This window comes from Stenotrophomonas sp. YJH_SMC_58 (assembly GCF_059369635.1).
The window spans coordinates 66,924-89,031 of record NZ_JCAFSW010000012.1 but is presented as its reverse complement, the minus strand read 5'-3'; the positions used below and the strand labels follow the sequence as shown (position 1 = coordinate 89,031).

Genomic DNA, 22,108 nt, shown 5'->3' with positions numbered 1-22,108 from the left:
GGCGATGAGCGGAGAATCGGCAGTAGCGCCGGGCCATGCCCGGCGGAATTCCCAATCGACCGGCATATTGCCCGAGATCGCGGCACGCGCCGAGGCGGCCATTGCGATCCGTCATGACCTGCATCGGCACCCGGAGCTGGCCTTCAAGGAGCACCGCACCAGCGCGCGTGTGGCCGAGCTGCTGCAACAGTGGGGCTATGAGGTCACCACCGGGCTCGGTGGCACAGGCGTTGTCGGCACGCTGCAACGCGGGCAGGGCGGCCGTCGTCTCGGCCTGCGCGCCGACATCGATGCATTGCCGATCCACGAGGACTCCGGCCTGGCCTATGCCAGCCAGACCGAGGGGTTGATGCATGCCTGCGGCCACGATGGGCATACCGCCATCCTGCTGTCTGCCGCCCATTACCTGGCCCACCACGGACGGATCGATGGGACCCTGCAGCTGGTATTCCAGCCGGCCGAGGAGACGGGGTCGGGCGCATCGAAGATGATTGCCGACGGCCTGTTCGAGCGCTTCCCGGTGGACGCGATCTATGGCCTGCACAACTGGCCGGGCGTGCCGGTGGGCCACTTCGGCTTTGTCGATGGCCCGGCGATGGCGTCGGTGGACTGGGCGCGGCTGAGGGTGATCGGCAAGGGCGGGCATGGTGCCGAGCCACAAGGGAGTGTCGACCCGATCCTGGCGGCGGCGCACATTGTTACCGCGTTGCAGAGCGTGGTGTCACGCAATGTCGATCCACGGCAGATGGGGGTGGTCACTGTTGGCTCGATCCACGGCGGCCAGGCCGCCAATGTGATTCCGGACGTGGTGGAGCTGAAACTGACCGTGCGCGCTTACCTGCCGGAGGTACGCGACACCCTGCGGCGCCGGGTCACCGGGATTGCCGAGCAGACCGCCGCCGCATTCGGTGCGCGCGCCGAGATCGAGTTCCCGCGCGGCTTTCCCAGCGTGATCAACCACCCGCAGCAGACCGCCTACATCCGCGAGGTCGCTGTGCAGGGATTTGGTGCCGAACAGGTGGTTGCCGAGTTCGCGCCGCGCACCGCCAGCGAGGACTTCGCCTTCCTGTTGCAGGCGCGGCCGGGCAGTTTTGTGTTCGTCGGCAACGGCGACAGTGCGCCGCTGCACAGCCCGCGCTACGTGTTCAACGACGCGGCCATCGCACCGGCCGCCAGCCTGTGGGCTCGACTGGCCGAAGACTATCTGGTGAAGGACGTGGCATGAGCAGCAACGAACGCTTCCTCTATACCTCGGTGGATGATCCGCTGGCACGGCCTCTGTTCGATGGCCTGGAACAGGAGTACGACAGCCGCTACGCCGACGTGCGCCGACGCATCGGTGGCAGCGCCCGCGAGGAGCTGCAGCGCTACCCGGCGCAGGCCTTTGCTGCCCCGGTAGGGGCGTTCTTACTGCTGCTGCGAGACGGCGTGGCGATCTCCGGTGGCGCGTTCATGCCGCACCGCGATCTGGACACTGCCGAATTCAAGCGAATCTGGACGCTGCCCGGGCTGCGTCGCCAGGGCATCGCGCGGCGCGTGCTGCAGGAGCTGGAAGACCAGGCGGCGCGGCAGGGATACCGGCGGGTGTTCCTGACGACGGGCTTCCGCCAGCCTGAAGCTGTTGGCCTGTACCTCAGCCATGGCTACACCGCGCTGTTCGATCTGGAGGCCGACCCGGAAACGGTTGCGCATCTGCCGTTCGAGAAACATCTGCGGGCAGCGACGCCTGTCGTTGCGCCTGCGCTTGCCGCGCTGTACGGGGCCCACGCATGAGTACGCCGTCGACCGCGCTGGAGGGCATCGCCGCTCGTCCGGCGCCAGCACCGGCGCTGAAAATAGTGCCGGCCCGGCATCCGCTGCAGATCTTCGGCACGGTGCTGGCACTGGCGCTGATCCTGATCGGGCTGCAGTCCGTGCTGGGCAACCCGCGCTGGGGCTGGGGCACCTTTGCGGAGTGGTTCTTCGCACGTCCGGTGCTGGAAGGCCTGGGGCGCACGTTGCTGCTGACCGCACTCGGTACCGGGCTCGGCTTCGCACTGGGCACCTTGCTGGCCCTGGCCCGCGTCTCCGGTTCGCCGTTGCTGTCGGCGGTGTCGTGGGGCTACGTGTGGTTGTTCCGTTCGATCCCGCTGCTGGTGCTGTTGCTGCTGCTGAACAATCTGGGCTACCTGTACAGCACCATCGAGCTGGGTGTGCCGTTCACCGGCATCAGCCTGTTCTCGTACCCGACCACGCAGCTGATCGGTGTGTTCACCGCCGCGGTGCTGGGCCTGACCCTGAACCAGGCCGCGTTCTCGGCCGAGGTGATCCGCGGTGGCATCCTCTCGGTCGACCACGGCCAGTACGAGGCTGCGGCCGCGCTCGGCCTGCCGCGCGGTCGCCAGGTGCGCCGCATCATCCTGCCGCAGGCAATGCGTTCGATCCTGCCGGCCGCGTTCAACGATGTGATTGGCCTGGCCAAGAGCACCTCGGTGGTCTACGTGCTGGCGCTGCCTGAGCTGTTCTACACCGTGCAGGTGATCTACCGGCGCAACCTGGAAGTTGTGCCATTGCTGATGGTGGCCACGGTCTGGTACCTGGTGATCCTGACCGTGTTGTCGCTGCTGCAGCGGCGCGTGGAGCAACGCTTCGCGCGCGGCCAACTGCAGCGCGAGCGCTCGGTGTCGCGGGTGTCGTCACCGGTGCGGACATCCAGTGATGCCGCACCGCGCGTAGTCAATCGCCCGCGCATCGCCGCCCAGGTGGAGGCGGGCGAGGGTGCGGCGGTATCGCTGCATGGCGTGGGCAAGGTGTTCGGCGATCAGCCGGTGCTGGAAGACGTGAACCTGGAGCTGCGCGCCGGCAGCGTGACGGTGCTGATCGGCCCGTCCGGTGCCGGGAAATCCACGCTGCTGCGGTTGATCAACCACCTGGAACGTGCCGACAGCGGCTACGTGACCGTCGGCGGCCAGCTGATCGGTTACCGCCGCGAGGGTGACACGTTGTACGAACTTCCCGAGCGCGAGATCCGCCGTCGGCGTGCCGAGGTGGGCATGGTGTTCCAGGGCTTCAATCTGTTCCCGCACCTGACCGCATTGGAGAACATCATCGAGGCGCCAATCGCGGTGCGCGGTGTGCCGCGTGCGCAGGCCGAGCGGCAGGCGCGCACGCTGCTGGAGCGGGTGGGCCTGGCCGACAAGGCCGATGCGTTCCCGCGCCAGCTGTCCGGTGGCCAGCAGCAGCGCATCGCGATTGCCCGCGCGCTGGCGCTGCAGCCGAAGGTGCTGCTGTTCGACGAACCGACCTCGGCGCTGGACCCGGAGCTGGTGGCTGAAGTGCTGAGCGTGATCGAAGAACTGGCCCGCTCCGGTACCACGCTGGTGATCGTCACCCATGAGCTGAGCTTCGCCCGCCGCGTGGCCGACCACGTGGTGATGATGGACCAGGGCCGGGTGATCGAGCAGGGCACGCCCGAGGCTCTGTTCGAGCGCCCGCGCCAGCAACGCACCGCCGATTTCCTGGCCAAGACCCTGTAACCCTCAAGGAATGCCATGAGCCCTGCAGCACCCCGTCGCCCCTCACGCAGCACCTTGTTGATCGCAGGCGTGCTGGTCATCGGCATCGCCGGCATCGTCTACTCGCGCGTGCGCCAGGCCCCGGATGCCGGCGCCGTGGCCGCGACCAGCCTGGCCGGCGCGAACACCGCCATCCTGAAGGGCACGCTCGACGCGGAGGCGCAGGCCTTGATTCCGGCTGGCTACCGCTTCGTCACGCCGGGCGCATTCACCGTGGCGACCCACCCGGGGCAGCTGCCGCTGGCCGATTACGGCGCCGACAGCAAGGACGTGGTCGGTATCGAGCCCGACATCGCACGGCTGATCGCCGATGCGTTGGGCCTGAAGCTGGTGATCGTGCCGGTGGCGTGGGCCGACTGGCCGTTGGGGCTGGAATCGGGCAAGTACGATGCGGTGCTGTCGAACGTGACGGTCACCGAGGAGCGAAAGAAGAAGTTCGATTTCTCCAGCTACCGTTACGACCTGCTGGGCATCTACACGCGCACTGATGGGCCGATCCAGAAGATCGAAAAGCCGGCCGACGTTGCCGGGCTGAAGGTGGTGGTCGGTGCCAGCACCAACCAGGACCAGATCCTGCGGCAGTGGGACCAGCAGAACATCGCTGCCGGCTTGAAGCCGGTGGAGTACCAGTACTTCGATGACGCGGTGGTCGGCCGGTTGGCGGTGATCACCGGGCGGGCCGATGTCTCGTTCGAGCCCAATGCCACCGGCGCGTACTCGGCACGCGACGGCAAGGTGCGGCGCGTGGGCCTGTTCCCCGGCGGATGGCCGAACGCTGCGGCGATCTCGGTGACCACCCGCAAGGGCAGCGGCCTGGCTGATGCGGTGACGCAGGCGCTGAACACGCAGATTGCCAGTGGTACCTATGCGCAGGCGCTGAAGCGATGGAACGTGGCCGAGGAAGCCGTGCCGCAGTCGCAGACCAATCCGCCGGGGTTGCCAACGTTGCAATGACACCGGGCGTGGCCCGGGTGACCCCCCGCTTTGTAGAGCCAAGCCTTGCTCGGCTGCTTTACCAGCGCGCCTCCAGCGTTTTGAACGGTTTCGCCAGCCGCACACCCTCGGCATCGAAGTCGGAAACGCTATGCCCATCCACACGCACCGTCTTCGGCATGGTGCGCGCCGGCCACCAGACTTTCACTGCCGTCCCGCTGCGCAACCCCTTGCCCAGCGTGACCGTCAGCGTGCCGTCGCGCTGCCGCGCCTGCATCTGCAACGTGCCATACGCGGTCGGCAGCCGCTCCACCGCCAACCCATCGCCCGCCACCCACGACGGCGGCGTGCCCGGCAGCAATGACAACGCATCATCGTCTTCGCGCATCAGCATGCCGAACAGCGTGCGGCCGTACTCGGCACCAATCCAGGTATGCGGCATGTCGCCCAGGTAGCGGGGGAAACGCAGCCGCGAGTGCACGACCTCGGCCAGTACCTGCCACTCAAGCGGGCGCCGATCATGCAGCAGTCCCTGCAGCAGCTCATCGGCAACCTGCGGTTGGCCCAGGTGCACATGGCTCAGCACGTTGCGGATCTCATACGGCGTATAGGCGTACAGCGCATCGGGCTGGCTGCGCTTGCGCACATCCTCCAGATAACACGCGAAGGTGGTCCGCAGTGCCTCGGCGGGCAGCACGCTCTGCGCACCGGTGGGGTCCAGTGCGATCGATACGCCGGTTGGATCGCCATCGCCCAGGTCGGCCGAGGAGGGGATGAAGTCGATGCCCTTCCACGCCATCGTCGCCTGGATAGAGGCGTGCAGCGCGTCGTAGAGCAGCTTGTATTGCTCGCGCGCCCAGGCAGCAGTCTCGTGGTCACCCAGTGCCTCGGCCAGCCATGCGCCGTCGTGCCATCCCTTCAGGCCCCAATAGTCGTCCCAGTAGCTGTGGGTGGGAGATGGATAGCCCTCATGGCTGATCGACGGTGCAAGGATGCCCGCGAAGCGCTCCGGCGCCGGCTGGTCGGCCTTGTAGCCGGGCACCAGCGTGCGCTCGCGTAGTTCCTGCAGGAACTGCAGCGCGGCCTTCACCTTGGGCAGGTAGGCACGCACCGATTCCGGTCCACCATCCAAGCGCGCGACATCGGCCACCAACGCGACGTACTGTCCCTGGCTGTCGTACTCGATGTCCGATCCAAAGCCGGTGTTGACACTGCCATCGTCGTTGAGGATCGGCGAGACCAGGCCGTTGGCATGCACGCCGTGTTCGCTGTACCAGACCAGGTAGTCGCGCGCGACGCGTGCTTCGCCCATGCGCAGCAGCACCGCCGAGGTGGCCATGCCGTCGCGGATGAAGGAGCGGTTGTAGTTGCGGGGCCCGGGCTGCATGGCCGGGCCGGTCTGGTTGATCAGCATGTAGGCGGCCTGCGCGCGCAGCATGTCCACCAGCGAAGGATCGGGCAGGCGCAGCCCGACCTGGCCCAGCCGTGCCTGCCAGTCCGCGGAGGCCTGCGTGGCCAGGGAATCGAACGCCGTATTGGCATCGCGGGGCAGCGTGGCCAGATCGAGCGCAGGCGCCTCCGGCAGTGCGCCCTTGCTATCGGCGGCGGCAGTACCCAGCGGGAACGCGACCACGATGGCATCGCTGGCGCCCGGTGCCAGTGATACACGGTAGTTGAGCGCGGCGGCGGCAAGACCCTGGTCATCACGCGCCTGTTGCGTGGAGGGCAGCTGGCCGGCAGCGAGGATCGCGGTGATTTCCGTTGCGCCCTCCCTGCCAAATGGCGCCGCGCCGGATGCAGTCACCGGCGTGAGCGACTGCAGCAGCGTGCGTCCATTGATGCGCACGGCCTGTCCATCGATCGCCACATCGCGGATGGGTGACAGCCCGCCGTTCTGCCACGGTGGATTCATCTGCATCGGGCGCACGACCAGGCTGAGCGTGCCGTCGATCCTGGTGCCGCCGGTGTTGCGCAGGCGATGACGCAGGAACGTTACCGGCTGGCCGTTGCGCTCGATGGCGAACACTTCACTGCGCAGCTCCAGGCCGGGTTGCGGTGACCAGGTAGCGGAGGGCATCGGCTTCCAGCCGTCCCGCAATGCATGCTGCACGTTCTGCCCGGCCGCACCCGCAGTGCTCCCGTCGGCGCTGCGCCAGATCGGCTGCACCAACGGCGCGCCCTTGAAGGCTTCGAGGTTTCCGTACTCGTCGAAGATCGATTTCTGTCGCCCGGCATGCACGCCGACGGCAGTCCAGTAAGTCTGCTGCATCTGCAGCGAGGCCGGGAACAACGCGCGCTGCGCGCCGCTGGCGACGATCTGATACTGCTTCATCGGTGTCATCACGGCTTTTGGGCCGAGCAGGCGCAGGCGTGCCACCTTTGGTGCAGATCCATCCACGCTCAGGCGGAATGCACGCACGGCCTGTGCGGCATTGGCGGCCAGCCAGCTCTGGCGGTGGCTGGCCGCCTGCGCATCGTGCGCGAGGTCGTGCCACCGGCCCTGTGCATCCTGAACCTGCAATCGGGCAGGGCCGCGGTTTCCATCAGCCCAGTCGACCACCAGACCAGCCGTCGATTGAGTCTGCGGCAGCGTGATCTCTAACGCATGGGATCCATTTGTCCCGGCCGGCATCGGAACGGTGCCGCCGCCTTGCCAGAGCGCTGCTGCCTGCGCTGCATCGATACCGCTGATGCGTGCGCTGAGCGTGCTGTCCAGCGGCTCCATCTCGAAGATCGACACGCCCCAGTCGGAAGTGCGCTGCGGACTGGCCAGCCGCAGATAGCGCGCCTGCCGCGGCGCGAAGTACAGCGTTTCCACATCGCCCAGTGAATCGGCCATCGTGTACGCGGTCTGCCACTGCGTGCCATCCAGTGAGGTCTGCAGTGAATAGCCTTCCGGATTGGAGACATCCCAGGTGAGGCGCGCGCCGGCCAGCAGGGTGGGCGCGCCCAGGTCGATCTGGAACCAGTGCCCAGGGCTGAAGGCGCCGCCGGTCACGGTCTTCGGGTCGCCGTCGATCAGGTGGCCGATCGCCATCGCCGGCACCTGCTGCGAGGAACTGCTGGCCTGCCATTGGCTGCGCGGGGGGAGGGTCTGTGCCTGTGCGCTGGAGGCCAGGGCGGCCAACAGCAGGGCAATGGCAGATCGCCATGGGATAGCTGAGCGGGAGACCTTGGAGCGTTCGGCGCGCAACGTCATTACGGACAGCCTCGCAGGTTCGACCGGAATCGGGCGAACGCTACGCTAGCAAGGGATGTAATCGGTTACATGACGCGCTGCAATAGCGCCAGGCTGTGCGCGGCGTGTCGGAGGCATGACCGCGTTGACGGCTATGGTTCTGGACGCGCGCCTCGGAAGGGCTAGCTTGGGTCAAGGTCAAGGAGTTCAGTATGGGTTGTCATATGACAACCTTCGTTGGACAGGTGCAGGCTTCGGAGAAGGCGGATGTCTCGTGTGCGTGACCCCGACAAGGACATTGAAGCCGCATTGCGATTTGCGGAAGCGAGGGGTTGGAGATTGCGGGTGGGCGGCAGCCATGCGTGGGGGCGGATGTACTGCCCCTACAACGACAGCAAATGCCGGAGCGGGGAATTCTGCGTCGCGAGCATCTGGAGCACGCCACGCAACACCTGCAATCACGCCAGAGTGCTGCGCCGTGTGGTCGAGAACTGCAGCCGTGAGCAATGAGAAACGGTGCGAGCCGAAACGAGATAGGCAGATGATGGAATTCAATTTCACCCTGAAGTACCGCCTGCCGGACGCGTACGACGATGGCGGCATGCTGGAGCAGCGACTTGTGGAATCGGGTTGCGATGATGCGCTGCTGGGCATCGGACGACCTGGCCGGATGGCGCTGGCATTCTGTCGTGAGGCTGACAATGCCGGTGCCGCCCTGGCGTCGGCATTGGGCGACGTACAGCGTGCCGTGCCGGGGGCCGAGCTGGTCGAAGTAAGCCCCGATCTGGTGGGGCTGACCGATGTGGCGGACCTGTTGGGGGTATCACGCCAGAACATGCGCAAGCTGATGCTGGCCAACCCGCAGTCGTTTCCTTCACCGGTTCACGAAGGGACGACGTCGATCTGGCATCTGGCTGACATCCTCGACTGGCTGCAGGCGCGCGGCAGTGGGAAAGTCACCTCGGAAATGGCGGAGCTTGCCACCGCGGCGCTGCAGCTCAACCTGGCCCGCGAAGGGCGCAGGTTGCAGCCAAAGGTGTAGTGCGGGCCACGGCCAGCACCCACCCGGAAAGCGAGGCGTTACAGCTCCACCGTCTCCCACCAGCGCGTACCCGCCTGCGGCGCCTGCATGTCCAGCGCTTCGCCCATCATCGGCGTGGCCACCGGCACGTTCTTCGCGGCCGCCAATGCCGTGATGCGCTCGAACGGCTGCTGCCATGCGTGCAGTGCCAGATCGAAGGTGCCATTGTGGATCGGCAGCAGCCACTTGCCGCGCAGGTCCAGGTGCGCCTGCAGCGTCTGTTCCGGCTGCATGTGCACGAACGCCCAGCGCGGATCATAGGCGCCGGTCTCGATCATGGTCAGGTCGAACGGACCATACTTTTCGCCGATGGCCTTGAAGCCGTCGAAGTAGCCGGTGTCGCCGCTGAAGAAGATGCGGAAGTCACCGTCCTGGATCACCCACGAGGCCCACAGGCTGCGGTCGCTGTCGCCCAGTCCGCGGCCGGAGAAATGCTGGCCCGGGGTGGCGATCAGGCGCAGGCCATTGGCCTCGGTCGATTGCCACCAGTCCAGCTGTTCGACCTTGCTGGCGTCCACGCCCCAGGCGATCAGCTGGTCGCCGACGCCGAGCGGTGCAATGAAGCGCGCGGTCTTGCCGGCCAGCTGCATCACCGCTGCGTGGTCGAGGTGGTCGTAGTGGTTGTGCGAGAGGATCACGCCGGCGATCGGCGGCAGATCGTCGATGTTGATCGGCGGCGCATGGAAGCGGGCCGGGCCCATCCACTGCACCGGCGAGGCGCGCTCGGAGAACACCGGGTCGGTCAGCCAGTACTGGCCGCGCAGCTTCAGCAGGATCGTGGAGTGCCCCAGCCGGAACAGGCTGCGGTCCGGTGCAGCATCCAGTGTGGCGCGGTCCAGCGGCTGCACTGGAATCGGGTGCGCGGGCACGGTGCCCTTGGGTTTGTTGAAGAGGAACGTCCACCAGATGTCCAGGCCGTCGCGCAGGCCCATCGCTGGACGGGGCAGGGCATTGCGGAACTTGCCATCACGGTACTGCGGCGACTCGGGGAAGTCGGGGAGGGACCAGGACTTGCAGAAGGTGTAGGCGGTCACGGCGAGGATTCCAAGCAGGAGGACAAGGAGCAGGCGCTTCATGGGTGACGTCCGCTGAGTACACTGCACAGTGTAGTTTCGGGTTTTCCAAAAGTACACTACTGAGTGTAAAATGGAGGCATCCGTTCAGTTATCCGGTTCCCGCCATGCCCCGTGCCCCGCAACGCCTGACCGACCGCAAACGCGAAGCCATCGTGCGCGCGGCGGTGGAGGAGTTCCGTGCGGCGGGCTACGAGGCGACCAGCATGGACCGCATTGCCGAGGCGGCCGGCGTCTCCAAGCGCACCGTCTACAACCACTTCCCGAGCAAGGAAGCGCTGTTCTCGATGATCCTCGAGGAGCTGTGGGAGCGCAGCGTGGCCAGCGACACATTGCCTTACCGCGCCGACCAGCCGCTGCAGGCGCAGTTGCTGCAGTTGCTGGGGCAGAAGCTGGAATTGCTCAGCGATGCCAACTTCATCGACCTGGCGCGGGTGGCGATGGCCGAGATCATCCACTCACCGGAGCGTGCGCAGGCCATCGTCTGCCGCATGGGTGAAAAGGAAAGCGGCGAGAGTGCATGGATCCGCGCGGCCATCGCCGATGGCAGGTTGCGCGAGGTCGATCCGGAATTTGCTGGCCACCAGCTGCACGGGCTGGTGAAGAGCTTTGCGTTCTGGCCCCAAGTTACGATGGGGCAGGCGCCGTTGAACGCACAGGAGCGTGCACGCGTGGCCGAATCGGCCGTGGCGATGTTCCTCGGTTTCTACGCGGTCTAGCTGGCGGCGAAGCGGCGGAACTCGTCGGCCGGCAGCGCCGCCGAGTACAGATAGCCTTGGCCGACATCCACGCCCAGTGCGCGCAGTTGTTGTTCCTGCGCCAGGGTTTCGGTACCTTCGGCCACCACGATCGCGCCGCAGCGGTGCGCAACCTCGACGATGAAGCGCACGATCGACTGCGACTTGGCGTCGGACAGTGTGGCGATCAGCGCCTGTTCGATCTTGACCTCGGCGATGGCCAGCTGCGAGAGCAGGATCAGGGTTGAATACCCAGCGCCGAAATCATCCAGCGACAGGGTGACCTCTGCCGCCAGCAGCTGTGCGATGTTGGCATCTACCACGTCGCGCTCGACGATCTCGGTCCATTCGACGATCTCCAGGCGCAACATCACGCCAGGCACATCGTGCAGCTGCAGCAGTTCCTGCAGGCGCAGGCCGAAGTCGGGCAGGCGCAGTGACTCGGCCGAAACGTTCACTGCGATCTTCAGCTGCCAGCCATCGCGTCGGCACTGCTGCAGGAAGTGGATGGCCGACTGCAGCGTGGCCCATTCCAGTTCAGCCAACCGCCCCTGCCGACGCAGCAGGGAGATCACCCGCATCGGTGCGATCATCCTGCCCTCGGTATCGCGCATGCGCAGCAGTGCTTCGGCGCCGACCAGCCGGCGATCCTGCAGGCGATGCTTGGGCTGGTAGCACAGCGGCGCATCCCCCTGCTGCAACCAGCGTTCGAGTGAGCTCTCGATCAGGGCGTCGATCTCGCTGTCGCGCTGGATCGGGTCATCAAAGAACACCACGCCGGATTCGATCGCACTCAGTGCAACGGTGATCGCACGGAACGGAAGATGTCCTTCGTCGGCATCTACGGGGGGCTTCAATTCGACTACCGCACAGCGGAACAGCGGCCGGAAACCGGGCCAATCGCGGCCGACCTGCTCGGCCAGGTTGCTGGCCAGCTCGGTGATCTGCGGTTGCGTGCGCAGTTCGGACAAGGCCAGGTCGCGCACCAGGATCGCCAGCGCGGCATCGCCGAACTGGTAGATCTCCAGTTGCGTGGCCGGCAGCGAGGGCAGCAGCCGATGTACTTCTTCGGTGCTGTCGCGCTGCCAGATACCGTTGTCCTGCAGCGGACCATAGCGCAGGCGCAGATCGCGCAGGTTGCCCATCTCGGCCACGATCAGGCAGGCCTTGCCGATGCCGTCGTTGTCGCGCCAGAAGTGCTGCAGGCGTTCGCCGAGCGCGCGCATGTTGGGCAGGCCACTGATCGGATCGATACGCAGCCAGGCCTGTTCGCGTTGGCGCTGCACGTCGATCTGCGCATCGTTGTAGACCAGTGCGAACACCGCGCCCAGCATCAGCAATGACAGCGGCAGCGCCAGCAGGCGCTGGATCGCCAGCTCTTCCACCGGCAGCAGCTCGGCGCCGATGATCGCCACGCCCAGGGCCAAGCCGAACGCGGTGACGGCGATGCGTACGCCCCAGGCCTGCAGGATCATGCGCAGCGAGAGTTCATTGAGCATGCGCGGGTGCAGGCGCCTGCGCAGCCAGACGCCTGCCAACATCTGCAGTGCGGCCTCAAGGCCAGCAGGCAGGAAGTACAGCGTGCCTGCGAACTGGTAGCGGGCCAGCAGGCTGGCGCCGAGGCAGGCCAGGCCGCCGCGCCAGCCGCCAAGCAGGCCACTGACCAGCAGGATGTCGAAACCCAGATGGAGCTTGACCACCCCTTGCGTATAGCGGGCCACGAACCACGAGTTGAACAGGTAGATCAGGCCCAGCGCTACGCCTACGTACAGGCGGCGGCCTTCGATGGCGCGGCCGGCGCGACGGGTGGCGATCAGCAGCACGCCGATCATGCCGATCACCGCCGTGGCCTGCAGCAGGTAAAGCGGCAGGCTGGGCAGGGCGCTGTCCAGGACCTGGGCCGCAACCCGTGAAAGCGCATCCATAGCAGGTTCCCGCCTGTGACCGACGGCCAGTGAGGAGCAGGGTAAACCACGGCCGCCTGTGCGGCCACCGCGAGTGCCCTGCGCTGCCCCTGGGGGTCAGTAGCGCGGGTCGGCGATGGCGGGCAGTACCAGTTCACGTACGAAGCCGGACGGCGACAGCTGCAGCAGCGCACGCACCAAGGTCACCACGTCGTGCACCGGCACCAGTTCGCCATCGCCGCGCGCTGCCGCCGCTGCCACGGGAACCGACAGTGCATCGTCGGTATTGAGGTAACCCAGCTGCAGGCTGGTCACGGCCAGGCGGCGGTCACGGAAGCCTTCGCGCAGGGCATCGGCGATGCCGTTGAGTGCGAACTTCGAGGCACCGAAGGCGACTTCCGGGCGCCCGCTGCGTGGCAGGGCCGAGGTCGAGCCGGTCAGTACCAGCTGTGGGCGCGGTGCGCCCAGAACGCGCGGCAGCAGGCGCTGAAGCAACACGAGCGTGGCGGTGATGTTGACGTCAACCAGCTGGGTGAGCGCGGCATCGCTTTCGTCGAGAAAGGCGTACTCGTCGCTGAAGGCCTTCTCTTCCCAGATGCCCAGGTTGTGGATCAGCACATCCAGATCAGCGGGCGCCTGCGCTGCGATGTGATTGGCAGCGACAGCAGGCTGGGACAGATCGGCTTCGATCCATTGCAGTGCGACGCCTTCGGGGCAGGCGATGTCGCGCGGGCGAGTGCGCGAGACACCGACGACGGTGTCGCCGGGCTGGCACAGACCTTCAACGAATGCCCGACCCAGGCCCCTGCTGGCGCCGATGACCATCAATTTCATGTTGCTTCCTTGTTGTACTGCGGCAGTCTCAATCGACTGCCAGAACGGTGTCCCAGTCGGCGAACGCACGCAGGTTGGTGCGTTCAGCGGTAATGATCGAGGCGATGTTGTCGAGCTGGCAACGGTACTGTGGTAGTAGTCGTCGCAGCTGCTGCAGGTGCTGGGATGCACTGACCACTGACAGCCGGGTCAGTTTGGTCAGGCCTCCCATTGTGCGCTCTGCTGGGCGTTGTGCCTCGGGAGCGGCGAGAATCCGTAGGGTCCGCAGCAACAGGAACATCCCGGCATGGGAGCACCCAATCCCTTCACTGATGGCCTGCGGCTGCCGCGGGCATGGCAGGAAGCGTTGGCCGATGCGCACATCGAGCGGCAGTCGATCGGCGTGTCGCGCGCGGATGTCGCGCGGGTGCATCGTCCCGGGCAGACCGACGCCTTCCTGAAATCGGAAGTGATCGATGCCTTCAGTGAACTGGGTGATGAGATCGCCCGGCTGCGTTGGCTGCAGGCGCAGGGGCAGTCGGTGCCGACGGTGATTGCCACGACCGAGGAGGGCGGTCGGCGCTGGTTGTTGATGAGCGCGTTGCCCGGCCGCGACTTGGCCTCCTCGCCGGAGCTCGCGCCGAGACGGGTGGCAGAACTGCTGGCTGACGCACTGCGTGGCCTGCATGCCGTGCCTGTAGCCAACTGCCCGTTCGACCAGCAGTTGGCATCGCGCCTGCAGGCCGCACAGGCACGCGTCGAGGCGGGGCTGGTCGATGCCGATGACTTCGACGACGAGCGGCTGGGCCAGAGCCCGCAGCAGGTTTTCGCCGAGCTGCGCGCTACCCGGCCCGCTCATGAAGACCTGGTGGTCAGTCATGGCGATGCCTGCCTGCCCAACCTGATGGTGACCGATGGGCGGTTCACTGGCTTCATCGATTGTGGCCGGTTGGGCGTGGCCGACCGCTATCAGGACCTGGCCCTGGCCGCGCGCAGCCTGGTCCACAATTTCGGGGAGAGCCGCTGTGTCGCCACGCTGTTCCAGCGCTACGGTGCGGTCCCTGATGAGCGGCGGCTTGCATTCTATCGGTTGCTTGACGAGTTTTTCTGAGACCGCGCACGGCTGGCGATGGCTGCGCAGATCAGGCCACCCACCACGCTCAGGTGTTCCAGCGCGAAGAACAGGGCCAGTTTTTGTTCCGCACCTTGCTTGGCCCAGAAGGTGTGCACGATGACGATGGTCAACAGCATGAACACCGCAAGTGCACCGCTGCCCAGCCACAGCAGGCGATCAAACAGCAGGCACAGTGAGCCGCCCAGCAGCACCACTGCACTGGCGATGTTGAACAGTACAGGCGGGTGCAGCCCGGCCGCCTGCATTTCGGCCACGCTGTTATCCCACGCCAGCAGCTTGGCCAGACCCGAGGACAGGAACACCACGGCCAGCAGCAGTCGGGCGAGGAACCACAGCACGCGGCTGTCGAGCAGGGTGGCGATCATCCGTGGCATGCAGGAACTCCGGGAGAGGACGGGGCAGGGCGCGCAGCATCGGGCCTAAACCGCAGTTGAGGTCAAGGTTGGCTGAACGAAGCCCGGCGATGATCTGAGGCCTATCTTTTAAATGGACGAACGTTCGTTCACTATCTGCACCATGAGCCGAACCGACCGCAACGAGCAACGCATCGCGCAGATCCTGCAGGCCGCCCTGCAGTGCTTCCTCGTCAGGGGATTCCACCAGACCAGCATGCGTGACATCGCGCAGGCGGCCGGCGTCAGCCTGGGCAATCTCTACAACCACTTCCCGGGCAAGGAAGCGATCATCCTTGCCGTGGCGGTGGCAGAGAGCGAAGAACTGGCACCTTTGCTGCAGCGACTGGCCGCGTCCGATGGCGAGCGTGCACAGGTACTGGTTTTCCTTCAGGACTTCCACGCACTGTGCCGCCAGCCGGAATGGGCGACGCTTGCCGTCGAAGTGCTGGCCGAGAGCGCACGCAATCCGGCCGTGGCCGAGGCCTTCGCGGCCAATCGCAGGCAATTGCAGGCGACGCTGGCCGAAGCCCTGCAGCAGTTGGCTCAGCGCGAGCGGCGGCGTCCCGTGCTGGCAGCGGCACTGCAGGCGCAGGTGCTGCTGGATGCCATCGAAAGCGATGCACTGCGTCGGGGGCTGGGCGAAGCCGATGGCACCGATGGGGCATCGCTGGATCTTGGCCTGCTCGCGCTGCTGCTCGGGGCACGCGCATGAGCGCCGTTGACCGGCGCTTGCACGGCCTTGATCTGGCCCGCTACCTCGCCTTGGCCGGCATGGTGCTGGTCAACTTCCGCCTGGCGATGGCCGTGCCGGCAGAGGGTGAGGGTCGGTTGGCAGGATTCTTCCATCTGCTGGAAGGCAAGGCGTCGGCGACCTTCGTCACCCTGGCCGGTCTTGGCCTGGTGCTGGCTACGCAGCGGCAGCAATGGTGGCCGGCCAGTGTGCAGACCTGGCGGCGCGCGCTGTTCCTGCTGGTGCTGGGCCTGCTCAATCTGACCGTGTTCCCCGCCGACATCCTGCATTACTACGCGGTGTACTTCGCGCTGGCCGTGGTGTGGCTGCGCGCCTCCCCGCAGGTATTGCTGGCCAGCATCGTTGGCCTTGCCGCCTGTTCGTTCTGGGCGCTGCTGCACTGGGACTACAGCCAGGGATGGAACTGGCAGACGCTGGAGTACGCCGGCCTCTGGCAATGGCCAGGTGCCGCGCGCAACCTGCTGTTCAATGGCTTCCATCCGCTGCTGCCCTGGCTGTGCTTCTTCCTGCTGGGCATGTTGCTGGCGCGGCTGCAGTTGTCGCAACCGCGGGTGCAGCGTGCACTGCTGGTGCTGGGCGTGCTGTTGATCGGTGCCGGCCAGGGCGTGCAGCAGCTTGCGCAGGGAACGCCCTTGCAGGTGTGGCTGGGAACGCAGCCGATGCCGCCGGGACCGGCTTATGTGCTTACGGGTGCGGGTGCGGCCTGCAGTGTCATCGCCGCCTGCCTGTGGCTGGCACGGGTACATCCGGGCGACTGGCTGGAGCCGTTCACGGCGGCAGGGCGCATGACCCTCACGCTCTATGTCGGCCACATCCTGCTGGGCATGGGAACACTGGAAAGCCTTGGCCTGCTTGATGGGCGTGCTTCGCTTGCGTCGGTGCTGTTGTGGGCGCTGTTGTTCCTGATGCTGGCGACAGGCGCGGCCTGGCTATGGTCGTGGCAGTTCGCACGCGGCCCGCTGGAGACGGTGATGCGGCGCATCGCAGGCTAGTTCCCTGGTCGTGCTGAAGCGATGTTGTGACGGACATGTCTGTGCCGCGGCGAACGCATCTGCGATAGTGGTGGCAGGTAACACTTTCTGCTTGCATCCATGTCATTCGCTTCGGCGCAGCATCTCGGCGAAGTCCTGCAACAATCCTATGGCATCACCCCCACCGCCGTGGTGCCACGCCCGGTGGGCGCCGACGCCAATGCCAGCGTGTATCGCGTCGATGCGCGGCACGGGCAGTGGTGGTTGAAATGCCGTACCTACCAGGTCGCCCCAGCGGTGTGGGACAGCCTGCATTGGATGCGCGGCACGCTGGGTATCGATGAGATCGTCGCGCCGTGGCCGGCGTTGACCGGTGGTGCGTCTGTGCAGCGCTGGGGATTGCAGTTCACCCTGTTCCCGTATGTGGAAGGCCAGTCCGGGTTCGAGGCGGCGTTGAGCCGCACGCAGTGGAAACGGCTGGGGGAGGTGCTGCGGCGCCTGCATGGCGCGCAGTTGCCAGCGCAACTGCAGCAGGCACTGCCGATCGTACGGCTGGAAACCGCGGCGCTGGAGACCGTCGGGCAATGGTTGGCCGGCGAGGGCCTGGCGGCCGCGAAGGACGGGCTGGGTCGCGCATTCGTTTCGGTATGGGATCAGCAGCATGCGCGCATCGCGGCGTTGCATGCGCAGGCACGGGAGCTGCTCGCGGCGTTGCAGGACGCGCCGGTAGACCTGCATCTGTGCCACACCGATCTGCATGCCGGCAACCTGCTGATGGCCAATGACGGGGGCCTGCACCTGATCGATTGGGATGGTCTGTCGCTGGCCCCACGCGAGCGTGACCTGATGTTCATCGGTGCCGCTGTTGGCGGGCGCTGGGGTCGCGAGAATCCACTGGGGTTCGAGGAGGGCTACGGCAGCGACCGCGGTGACCCACGCTGGATCGCCTGGTGCCGGCACTGGCGCATTCTGCAGGACCTGATCGAGTTCCAGCAGGTGCTGCTCGGCAGCGACGGAGAGGACCGATCGCCGCAGTTGCGCCGGCAGTCATTGCACTACCTGGGGGAGCAGTTCGCACCGGGCAATGTGTTCGATGCGGCGGAGCGGGTATATCGCGCGCTGGATCAGGTTCCAGGCCGTTGCCAGGATCGCCCCGGGTAGAGTCGACTGTTGGTCGACTATCGCGCGCAGCGCGGTTTCTGCCCGCTCCGAACGAAAAGCAGTCGACTAACAGTCGACTCTACCCATGGCCTGTCCATGCACGACCCATGGCTTGCCCGTGCAGGCCCCATGGCTTGTCCATGCAGATGGTTTTCATTCGGCGGGCTTGGCTGCTGCCGAGGCCGCCGCGCTTGCGGCGCGGCGCGACAACACGGCTTCGCGGTGGGCGATGTAGGCGTTGGCGGCGAGGATGATGCCGGCACCGATGAGCGTCCAGCGATCCACGCTTTCGTTGAACAGCAGCCAGCCGAGCAGCGTTACCAGCGGCAGCTGCAGGAAGCTGATCGGGGTCAGCGCCGAGACTTCACCGAGCCGCAACGCCCGCGTCCACAGCAGCTGGCCGACGGTGCCCAGCACGCCGGTGGCCAGCAGCCACAGCCACGCCATGCCGGAGGGCCAGACCCAGACGAACAGTGCCGGGACCAGCGACAGCGGCACCCAGAACACGTAGGTGTAGAGCACCACGGTGTCAGCGCTGTCGACACGGGTCAGCTGCTTGATCTGGATCGCCACCAATGAGCTGAGCACGGCGGCTGCCACCGCTACCAGGCTGCCGGCGGTGAAGCCGGCGGTACCGGGGCGCACGATCACCAGCACACCGATGAATCCAACCACCACCGCGGCCCAGCGCCGTATACGCACGGTCTCGCCCAGCCACAGCACGGCGGCGATGGTGACGAACAACGGCGTGGAGTACGAGAGGGAAACCGCCTGTGCCAGTGGCAGATGGCCCAGTGCCCAGAACGCGCACAGCATCGAACCGAGGCCGATCGCACTGCGCACGAAATAGCGCGGCAGCTGCTGGGTCTTCAGCGGCGCATGGCCCGGGCGCAACAGCATCGGCAGCAGTGCCAGCAGGCCGAAGGCATTGCGGAAGAACGCCACTTCCTGGGTCGGCACGTAACGGGTGGCATAACGAATCGCCACCGCCATCAGGCCGAAGGCCATCGTGCTGCCGAGCATCAGCAGCGCCGCCCGCATCGGGGTGGCGCTGGGGGAGAGGGCGGGGGTGTTCACCACTGTGCGCCGAGCAGGCGGGGCTCCGGTTCGATCGGCACGCCGAACTTCTCCAGCACTGAAGCGGAGATGCGTCGCGCCAGCGCCAGCAGTTCAGCACCGCTGGCATTGCCATGGTTGACCAGTACCAGCGCGTGGCTGGGGGCCACCCCGGCATCGCCTTCGCGGAAGCCCTTCCAGCCGCAGGACTCGATCATCCATGCCGCCGAGACCTTGCGCTTGCCGTCCTGGTCGGACGGGAACACCGGCAGGTCGGGGAAGTGCTGCAGCAGCACGTCGACCTGTTCCAGCGGCAGCACCGGGTTCTTGAAGAAACTGCCGGCGTTGCCCAGCACATCCGGGTCGGGCAGCTTGCGGCGGCGGATCGCGATCACCGCGTTGGCCACGTCCACTGCGCTCGGCAGCTCCACGCCCTGTGCCTGCAGTTCCTCGCGGATGCCGGCATAGTCCATGCGCAGGTCGTGCAGCAGCGGCAACTTCAGTTCGATGGCGGTGATCAGGTAGCGGTCCATCTGCTGCTTGAACACGCTGTCGCGGTAGGTGAAGCGACACTGCTCGTTGTCCAGCCGTACCCAGGTTTGTTCCTGGCAGTCCCAGGCCTCGACCGCCTGGATGAACTCGCCGACCTGCGCACCGTAGGCGCCGATATTCTGGATCGGCGCGGCACCGGCGGTGCCGGGAATCAGGGCCAGGTTCTCCAGCCCGGACAAGCCTTCCTGCAGCGACCACATCACCAGGCCATGCCAGGGCACGCCGGCCCCGGCGCGGATCACTGCGTGGTCAGCGCGGTGTTCCAGGAAACTGATGTCACGGTTGCCGAACACCAGTACCGTGCCTGGCAGGTCTTCGGCGATCAGCACGTTGCTGCCGCTTCCCAGCACCAGCAGTGGGCCGCTGGCCACTTCGGGCAGCGCCAGCACTTCCGGCAGCAGGGCCGCGTCGTGCAGTTCCAGCAGCTGGGCTGCACTGGCCTGCACATGGAAGGTGTTCAGCGCCTGCAGCGGTGCATTGCGGGTGAGCGTCCAGCGCAGCGGTGCGGCTGCATCGGTGGTGTCCATGGGCGCGCTCACAGCGGCGCCACCGCGCCGCGGCTCGGCGCCTCGCGGCGGCGACGGATCGCCTCCACGCATTCGGAGACCAGGGCAGGGCCACGGAAGATCAGGCCGCTGTAGCACTGCACCAGCGCGGCGCCGGCGGCCATCTTGGCCACCGCGTCGGCACCGGACAGGATGCCACCGACCCCCACCAGCGGCACCGATTCGGGCAGGCGCGAGCGCAGTCGGCGCAGCACCAGGGTGGACTGCTCCAGCACCGGTGCGCCGGACAGGCCGCCGGCCTCGTTGGCCAGCGGATCGCCGGCCACCTTGCTGTGGTCGATGGTGGTGTTGGTGGCGATCACGCCGTCCACCTGCAGTTCGCCCAGCACGCGCGCGGCGGCATCGATGTCGCGGTCACTGAGGTCGGGCGCCACCTTGACCAGCATCGGTACGCGGCGGCCGTGGCGCGCCGCGAGGTCTTCCTGGCGGTCGCGCAACTGGCTGACCAGCTGGCGCAGCGCGGTCTCTTCCTGCAATTCACGCAGGCCGGCGGTGTTGGGCGAGGAGATGTTGACGGTGACGTAGTCCGCCAGCGGATACACCTTGTCCAGGCAGGCGATGTAATCGTCCACCGCCTGTTCGTTCGGGGTGTCCTTGTTCTTGCCGATGTTGATGCCGAGCAGGCCGCGGCGGTTGCGCGCGCGCTCGACATTGCGCACCAGCGCGTCCACGCCCGCATTGTTGAAGCCCATGCGGTTGATGATCGCGTTGTGTTCCGGCAGGCGGAACAGGCGCGGCTGCGGGTTGCCGGCCTGCGGGCGCGGGGTGATGGTGCCGATCTCGACGAAGCCGAAGCCGAGCGCGAACAGCGCATCGATGTGCTCGCCATTCTTGTCCAGGCCGGCGGCCAGGCCGACCGGATTGGGGAAGGTCAGCCCGAACACCGTACTGGGCATCGGCGCGATGCGTGCGGCCAGCAGCGGCGTGGTGCCGGTGCGGTAGGCCAGGTCCAGTGCGGACAGGCCGAGGCCGTGGGCGCGCTCGGCGTCGAGCGAGAACAGGAAGGGGCGGGCAAGCGAATACATGCGTCGGTTCAGTCCAGCGTGCCGAGGAAGGCTCGGGTTCGATATTCAAAAGCAACCTGGCCGTCGACCGCGTGGGCGGCGAACAGGTCCTGCAGAGCGTCGATCATCGGCGCGTGGCGCGGGTGACCGGATTGGGGTGCGTAGGAGGAGGACAGCAGGCGCCCTTGCAGGGCATCCAGATCCAGGTACTGCACGTTCGGCAGCTGCACCATGCCGCGCAGCCCGGCGCCGAACCAGGCCTGCATGGTGGCGTCGTCCTGGTAGCGCTCGGCCACGGCGGTGTAGTCGGTGCCGTAGTCCAGCAGCAGCTGTTCGTAGCCGACCAGGAACGGGCTGGCGTCGAGCAGGCGCGAGTTCCAGTAGATCAGTGCCTGGCCACCCGGGCGCAGGATGCGCTGCCACTCGGCGCGCACCGCTACGGTGTCGAACCAGTGGAAGGCCTGCGCGACGCTGACCAGGTCAACGCTGGCATCGTCCAGGCCGGTGGCCTCGGCGCGGCCATCGACGGCGGAAAAGCCCGGATACTGCGGCGCCAGCCACTCTTCGGCGGCGGCGCGCATGGCGGCGTTTGGCTCGACCGCCACCAGGGGATGACCGCTGGCCAGAAACTGACGGCTGGAAATGCCGGTGCCAGCACCGATGTCGGCGACACGGGCCTGGTGACTGACATCCATCGGGCCATGCAGCCATTCCAGCAGCGCGGGCGGGTAATCGGGCCGGTAGCGGACGTAGTCGGCGACGCGGCTGCTGAAGCGTTCAGTGCTGTCGGAAGTGGTCATGGCGTCAGTTCGACACCTCGGCCAGCCACGCCAGGCCGCCGAAGAACAGGATGAACACCAGGATGGCGGCGACTACCGCGCCGACCATCACCCAGCCCAGCACAAGACCGGTGACGGCCAGGCCATCGCCTTCCAGTTCCTGCGGGCGGCGGCGGATCTCGGCGCGGGCCATGTGGCCGGTGACGATCGCCACGATGCTGGCCACGAAGGGCAGGACGGTCCAGCTGGCGATGCCCATGACCAGGCTGACTACGGCCAGGGCGCTTGTCTGTCGGGGTGCCACGCTCATCGGGGTCCTCCTTGGCAGTGTGCACATGATAGTGCCTCTGCCCGGGCAATCCCATGCCCGGCGGATGCGATGGCAGGCGTGGACCCTGGTCGACAAACGAGGTGCCGGCTCTGGTAGGCGTCGACCTTGGTCGCCGAAGGGCATTTCAGCAGGGT

At 66.7% G+C, this 22,108-nt stretch carries 21 protein-coding genes; 10 read left to right on the top strand and 11 right to left on the bottom strand.

Features of this window, described 5'->3' with window-relative positions:
- Positions 1-4 precede the first annotated feature (4 nt).
- Genes AC5P68_RS15710 through AC5P68_RS15695 form a run of 4 tightly spaced genes read left to right on the top strand, consistent with a single transcriptional unit; the run spans position 5 to position 4,508 of the window.
- Positions 5-1,225, top strand: a complete 1,221-nt coding sequence (locus AC5P68_RS15710; protein ID WP_414497914.1) for a M20 aminoacylase family protein — start codon at positions 5-7, stop codon at positions 1,223-1,225.
- Complete coding sequence (locus AC5P68_RS15705; protein WP_033834467.1) at positions 1,222-1,773, top strand: GNAT family N-acetyltransferase; 552 nt, start codon at positions 1,222-1,224, stop codon at positions 1,771-1,773. Before AC5P68_RS15710 ends, AC5P68_RS15705 begins: the two co-directional genes overlap by 4 nt.
- Complete coding sequence (locus AC5P68_RS15700; RefSeq protein ID WP_414497915.1) at positions 1,770-3,515, top strand: amino acid ABC transporter permease/ATP-binding protein; 1,746 nt, start codon at positions 1,770-1,772, stop codon at positions 3,513-3,515. The genes AC5P68_RS15705 and AC5P68_RS15700 overlap by 4 nt, the downstream gene beginning before the upstream one ends.
- 15 nt (positions 3,516-3,530) lie before the next feature.
- The gene (locus AC5P68_RS15695; RefSeq protein WP_111108869.1) at positions 3,531-4,508 is read left to right on the top strand and encodes an ABC transporter substrate-binding protein; all 978 of its coding nucleotides are present in this window, start codon (positions 3,531-3,533) and stop codon (positions 4,506-4,508) included.
- 58 nt (positions 4,509-4,566) lie between these two features.
- Here AC5P68_RS15695 and AC5P68_RS15690 read toward each other — a convergent pair whose 3' ends face one another.
- Positions 4,567-7,686 carry a discoidin domain-containing protein gene (locus AC5P68_RS15690; protein ID WP_242899416.1) on the bottom strand — a complete coding sequence of 1,040 codons (3,120 nt, stop codon included), beginning with the start codon at positions 7,684-7,686 and terminating at the stop codon, positions 4,567-4,569.
- A gap of 523 nt (positions 7,687-8,209) precedes the next feature.
- On the opposite strand from AC5P68_RS15690, the gene AC5P68_RS15685 reads away from it, so the two are divergent.
- Positions 8,210-8,707, top strand: coding sequence for a helix-turn-helix transcriptional regulator (locus AC5P68_RS15685; RefSeq protein WP_049403212.1), 498 nt, complete (start codon positions 8,210-8,212; stop codon positions 8,705-8,707).
- Between the two features lie 38 nt (positions 8,708-8,745).
- Here the strand turns inward: AC5P68_RS15685 and AC5P68_RS15680 are convergent, their stop codons facing one another.
- Positions 8,746-9,822, bottom strand: coding sequence for an MBL fold metallo-hydrolase (locus AC5P68_RS15680; RefSeq protein WP_242899417.1), 1,077 nt, complete (start codon positions 9,820-9,822; stop codon positions 8,746-8,748).
- 104 nt (positions 9,823-9,926) lie between these two features.
- Here AC5P68_RS15680 and AC5P68_RS15675 point away from each other — a divergent pair, with 104 nt between their 5' ends.
- Complete coding sequence (locus AC5P68_RS15675) at positions 9,927-10,538, top strand: TetR/AcrR family transcriptional regulator (RefSeq protein ID WP_049430342.1); 612 nt, start codon at positions 9,927-9,929, stop codon at positions 10,536-10,538.
- Here AC5P68_RS15675 and AC5P68_RS15670 read toward each other — a convergent pair.
- The 3 genes from AC5P68_RS15670 to AC5P68_RS15660 form a co-directional block, all read right to left on the bottom strand.
- Positions 10,535-12,481, bottom strand: a complete 1,947-nt coding sequence (locus AC5P68_RS15670) for an EAL domain-containing protein (RefSeq protein ID WP_049430340.1) — start codon at positions 12,479-12,481, stop codon at positions 10,535-10,537. The genes AC5P68_RS15675 and AC5P68_RS15670 overlap by 4 nt on opposite strands.
- A gap of 96 nt (positions 12,482-12,577) precedes the next feature.
- On the bottom strand, positions 12,578-13,294 hold the full coding sequence (locus tag AC5P68_RS15665) for an SDR family NAD(P)-dependent oxidoreductase (RefSeq protein WP_033834471.1): 717 nt from the start codon (positions 13,292-13,294) through the stop codon (positions 12,578-12,580).
- Positions 13,295-13,322: 28 nt separating this feature from the next.
- Positions 13,323-13,505 carry a hypothetical protein gene (locus AC5P68_RS15660; protein ID WP_033834472.1) on the bottom strand — a complete coding sequence of 61 codons (183 nt, stop codon included), beginning with the start codon at positions 13,503-13,505 and terminating at the stop codon, positions 13,323-13,325.
- A 75-nt stretch (positions 13,506-13,580) separates the two neighbouring features.
- Here AC5P68_RS15660 and AC5P68_RS15655 point away from each other — a divergent pair, with 75 nt between their 5' ends.
- Positions 13,581-14,384, top strand: coding sequence for an APH(3')-II family aminoglycoside O-phosphotransferase (locus tag AC5P68_RS15655; protein ID WP_288418395.1), 804 nt, complete (start codon positions 13,581-13,583; stop codon positions 14,382-14,384).
- Here AC5P68_RS15655 and AC5P68_RS15650 read toward each other — a convergent pair.
- Positions 14,357-14,782 carry a DoxX family protein gene (locus AC5P68_RS15650; RefSeq protein ID WP_111108865.1) on the bottom strand — a complete coding sequence of 142 codons (426 nt, stop codon included), beginning with the start codon at positions 14,780-14,782 and terminating at the stop codon, positions 14,357-14,359. The genes AC5P68_RS15655 and AC5P68_RS15650 overlap by 28 nt on opposite strands.
- Before the next feature lie 142 nt (positions 14,783-14,924).
- Here AC5P68_RS15650 and AC5P68_RS15645 point away from each other — a divergent pair, with 142 nt between their 5' ends.
- The 3 genes from AC5P68_RS15645 (at position 14,925) to AC5P68_RS15635 (ending at position 17,686) form a co-directional block, all read left to right on the top strand.
- Positions 14,925-15,515 (top strand): TetR/AcrR family transcriptional regulator, encoded by a 591-nt coding sequence (locus AC5P68_RS15645; RefSeq protein WP_033834488.1) that lies wholly within the window; start codon positions 14,925-14,927, stop codon positions 15,513-15,515.
- Complete coding sequence (locus AC5P68_RS15640; RefSeq protein ID WP_414497917.1) at positions 15,512-16,546, top strand: DUF418 domain-containing protein; 1,035 nt, start codon at positions 15,512-15,514, stop codon at positions 16,544-16,546. The genes AC5P68_RS15645 and AC5P68_RS15640 overlap by 4 nt, the downstream gene beginning before the upstream one ends.
- 99 nt (positions 16,547-16,645) lie before the next feature.
- A complete protein-coding gene (locus AC5P68_RS15635; protein ID WP_414497918.1) occupies positions 16,646-17,686 on the top strand; it encodes a phosphotransferase in 1,041 nt (346 codons plus the stop codon).
- A 153-nt stretch (positions 17,687-17,839) separates the two neighbouring features.
- On the opposite strand, the gene AC5P68_RS15630 is transcribed toward AC5P68_RS15635, so the two are convergent.
- Genes AC5P68_RS15630 through AC5P68_RS15610 form a run of 5 tightly spaced genes read right to left on the bottom strand, consistent with a single transcriptional unit; the run spans position 17,840 to position 21,953 of the window.
- Positions 17,840-18,727 carry a DMT family transporter gene (locus tag AC5P68_RS15630; RefSeq protein ID WP_032966688.1) on the bottom strand — a complete coding sequence of 296 codons (888 nt, stop codon included), beginning with the start codon at positions 18,725-18,727 and terminating at the stop codon, positions 17,840-17,842.
- 32 nt (positions 18,728-18,759) lie between these two features.
- Positions 18,760-19,821 carry a UDP-N-acetylmuramate dehydrogenase gene (gene murB / locus AC5P68_RS15625; RefSeq protein WP_111108873.1) on the bottom strand — a complete coding sequence of 354 codons (1,062 nt, stop codon included), beginning with the start codon at positions 19,819-19,821 and terminating at the stop codon, positions 18,760-18,762.
- Between the two features lie 8 nt (positions 19,822-19,829).
- The gene (locus tag AC5P68_RS15620; RefSeq protein WP_033833267.1) at positions 19,830-20,885 is read right to left on the bottom strand and encodes a quinone-dependent dihydroorotate dehydrogenase; all 1,056 of its coding nucleotides are present in this window, start codon (positions 20,883-20,885) and stop codon (positions 19,830-19,832) included.
- 8 nt (positions 20,886-20,893) lie between these two features.
- A complete protein-coding gene (locus AC5P68_RS15615) occupies positions 20,894-21,664 on the bottom strand; it encodes a class I SAM-dependent methyltransferase (RefSeq protein WP_049452709.1) in 771 nt (256 codons plus the stop codon).
- Positions 21,665-21,668: 4 nt separating this feature from the next.
- Positions 21,669-21,953: a DUF4190 domain-containing protein gene (locus AC5P68_RS15610; RefSeq protein ID WP_414497919.1), complete on the bottom strand. Its 285-nt coding sequence runs from the start codon at positions 21,951-21,953 to the stop codon at positions 21,669-21,671.
- Positions 21,954-22,108: the final 155 nt, after the last annotated feature.

Bases quoted from the DNA above. Each gene is read 5' to 3' on its own strand.
- AC5P68_RS15640 (WP_414497917.1), top strand. From the start codon at position 15,512: ATGAGCGCCGTTGACCGGCGCTTGCACGGCCTTGATCTGGCCCGCTAC.
- AC5P68_RS15685 (WP_049403212.1), top strand. From the start codon at position 8,210: ATGGAATTCAATTTCACCCTGAAGTACCGCCTGCCGGACGCGTACGAC.
- AC5P68_RS15615 (WP_049452709.1), bottom strand. From the start codon at position 21,664: ATGACCACTTCCGACAGCACTGAACGCTTCAGCAGCCGCGTCGCCGAC.
- AC5P68_RS15705 (WP_033834467.1), top strand. From the start codon at position 1,222: ATGAGCAGCAACGAACGCTTCCTCTATACCTCGGTGGATGATCCGCTG.
- AC5P68_RS15675 (WP_049430342.1), top strand. From the start codon at position 9,927: ATGCCCCGTGCCCCGCAACGCCTGACCGACCGCAAACGCGAAGCCATC.
- AC5P68_RS15665 (WP_033834471.1), bottom strand. From the start codon at position 13,294: ATGAAATTGATGGTCATCGGCGCCAGCAGGGGCCTGGGTCGGGCATTC.
- AC5P68_RS15700 (WP_414497915.1), top strand. From the start codon at position 1,770: ATGAGTACGCCGTCGACCGCGCTGGAGGGCATCGCCGCTCGTCCGGCG.
- AC5P68_RS15650 (WP_111108865.1), bottom strand. From the start codon at position 14,782: ATGCCACGGATGATCGCCACCCTGCTCGACAGCCGCGTGCTGTGGTTC.
- AC5P68_RS15620 (WP_033833267.1), bottom strand. From the start codon at position 20,885: ATGTATTCGCTTGCCCGCCCCTTCCTGTTCTCGCTCGACGCCGAGCGC.
- AC5P68_RS15655 (WP_288418395.1), top strand. From the start codon at position 13,581: ATGGGAGCACCCAATCCCTTCACTGATGGCCTGCGGCTGCCGCGGGCA.
- AC5P68_RS15680 (WP_242899417.1), bottom strand. From the start codon at position 9,822: ATGAAGCGCCTGCTCCTTGTCCTCCTGCTTGGAATCCTCGCCGTGACC.
- AC5P68_RS15660 (WP_033834472.1), bottom strand. From the start codon at position 13,505: ATGGGAGGCCTGACCAAACTGACCCGGCTGTCAGTGGTCAGTGCATCC.
- AC5P68_RS15695 (WP_111108869.1), top strand. From the start codon at position 3,531: ATGAGCCCTGCAGCACCCCGTCGCCCCTCACGCAGCACCTTGTTGATC.
- murB (WP_111108873.1), bottom strand. From the start codon at position 19,821: ATGGACACCACCGATGCAGCCGCACCGCTGCGCTGGACGCTCACCCGC.
- AC5P68_RS15630 (WP_032966688.1), bottom strand. From the start codon at position 18,727: ATGCGGGCGGCGCTGCTGATGCTCGGCAGCACGATGGCCTTCGGCCTG.
- AC5P68_RS15690 (WP_242899416.1), bottom strand. From the start codon at position 7,686: ATGACGTTGCGCGCCGAACGCTCCAAGGTCTCCCGCTCAGCTATCCCA.
- AC5P68_RS15645 (WP_033834488.1), top strand. From the start codon at position 14,925: ATGAGCCGAACCGACCGCAACGAGCAACGCATCGCGCAGATCCTGCAG.
- AC5P68_RS15710 (WP_414497914.1), top strand. From the start codon at position 5: ATGAGCGGAGAATCGGCAGTAGCGCCGGGCCATGCCCGGCGGAATTCC.
- AC5P68_RS15635 (WP_414497918.1), top strand. From the start codon at position 16,646: ATGTCATTCGCTTCGGCGCAGCATCTCGGCGAAGTCCTGCAACAATCC.
- AC5P68_RS15670 (WP_049430340.1), bottom strand. From the start codon at position 12,481: ATGGATGCGCTTTCACGGGTTGCGGCCCAGGTCCTGGACAGCGCCCTG.
- AC5P68_RS15610 (WP_414497919.1), bottom strand. From the start codon at position 21,953: ATGAGCGTGGCACCCCGACAGACAAGCGCCCTGGCCGTAGTCAGCCTG.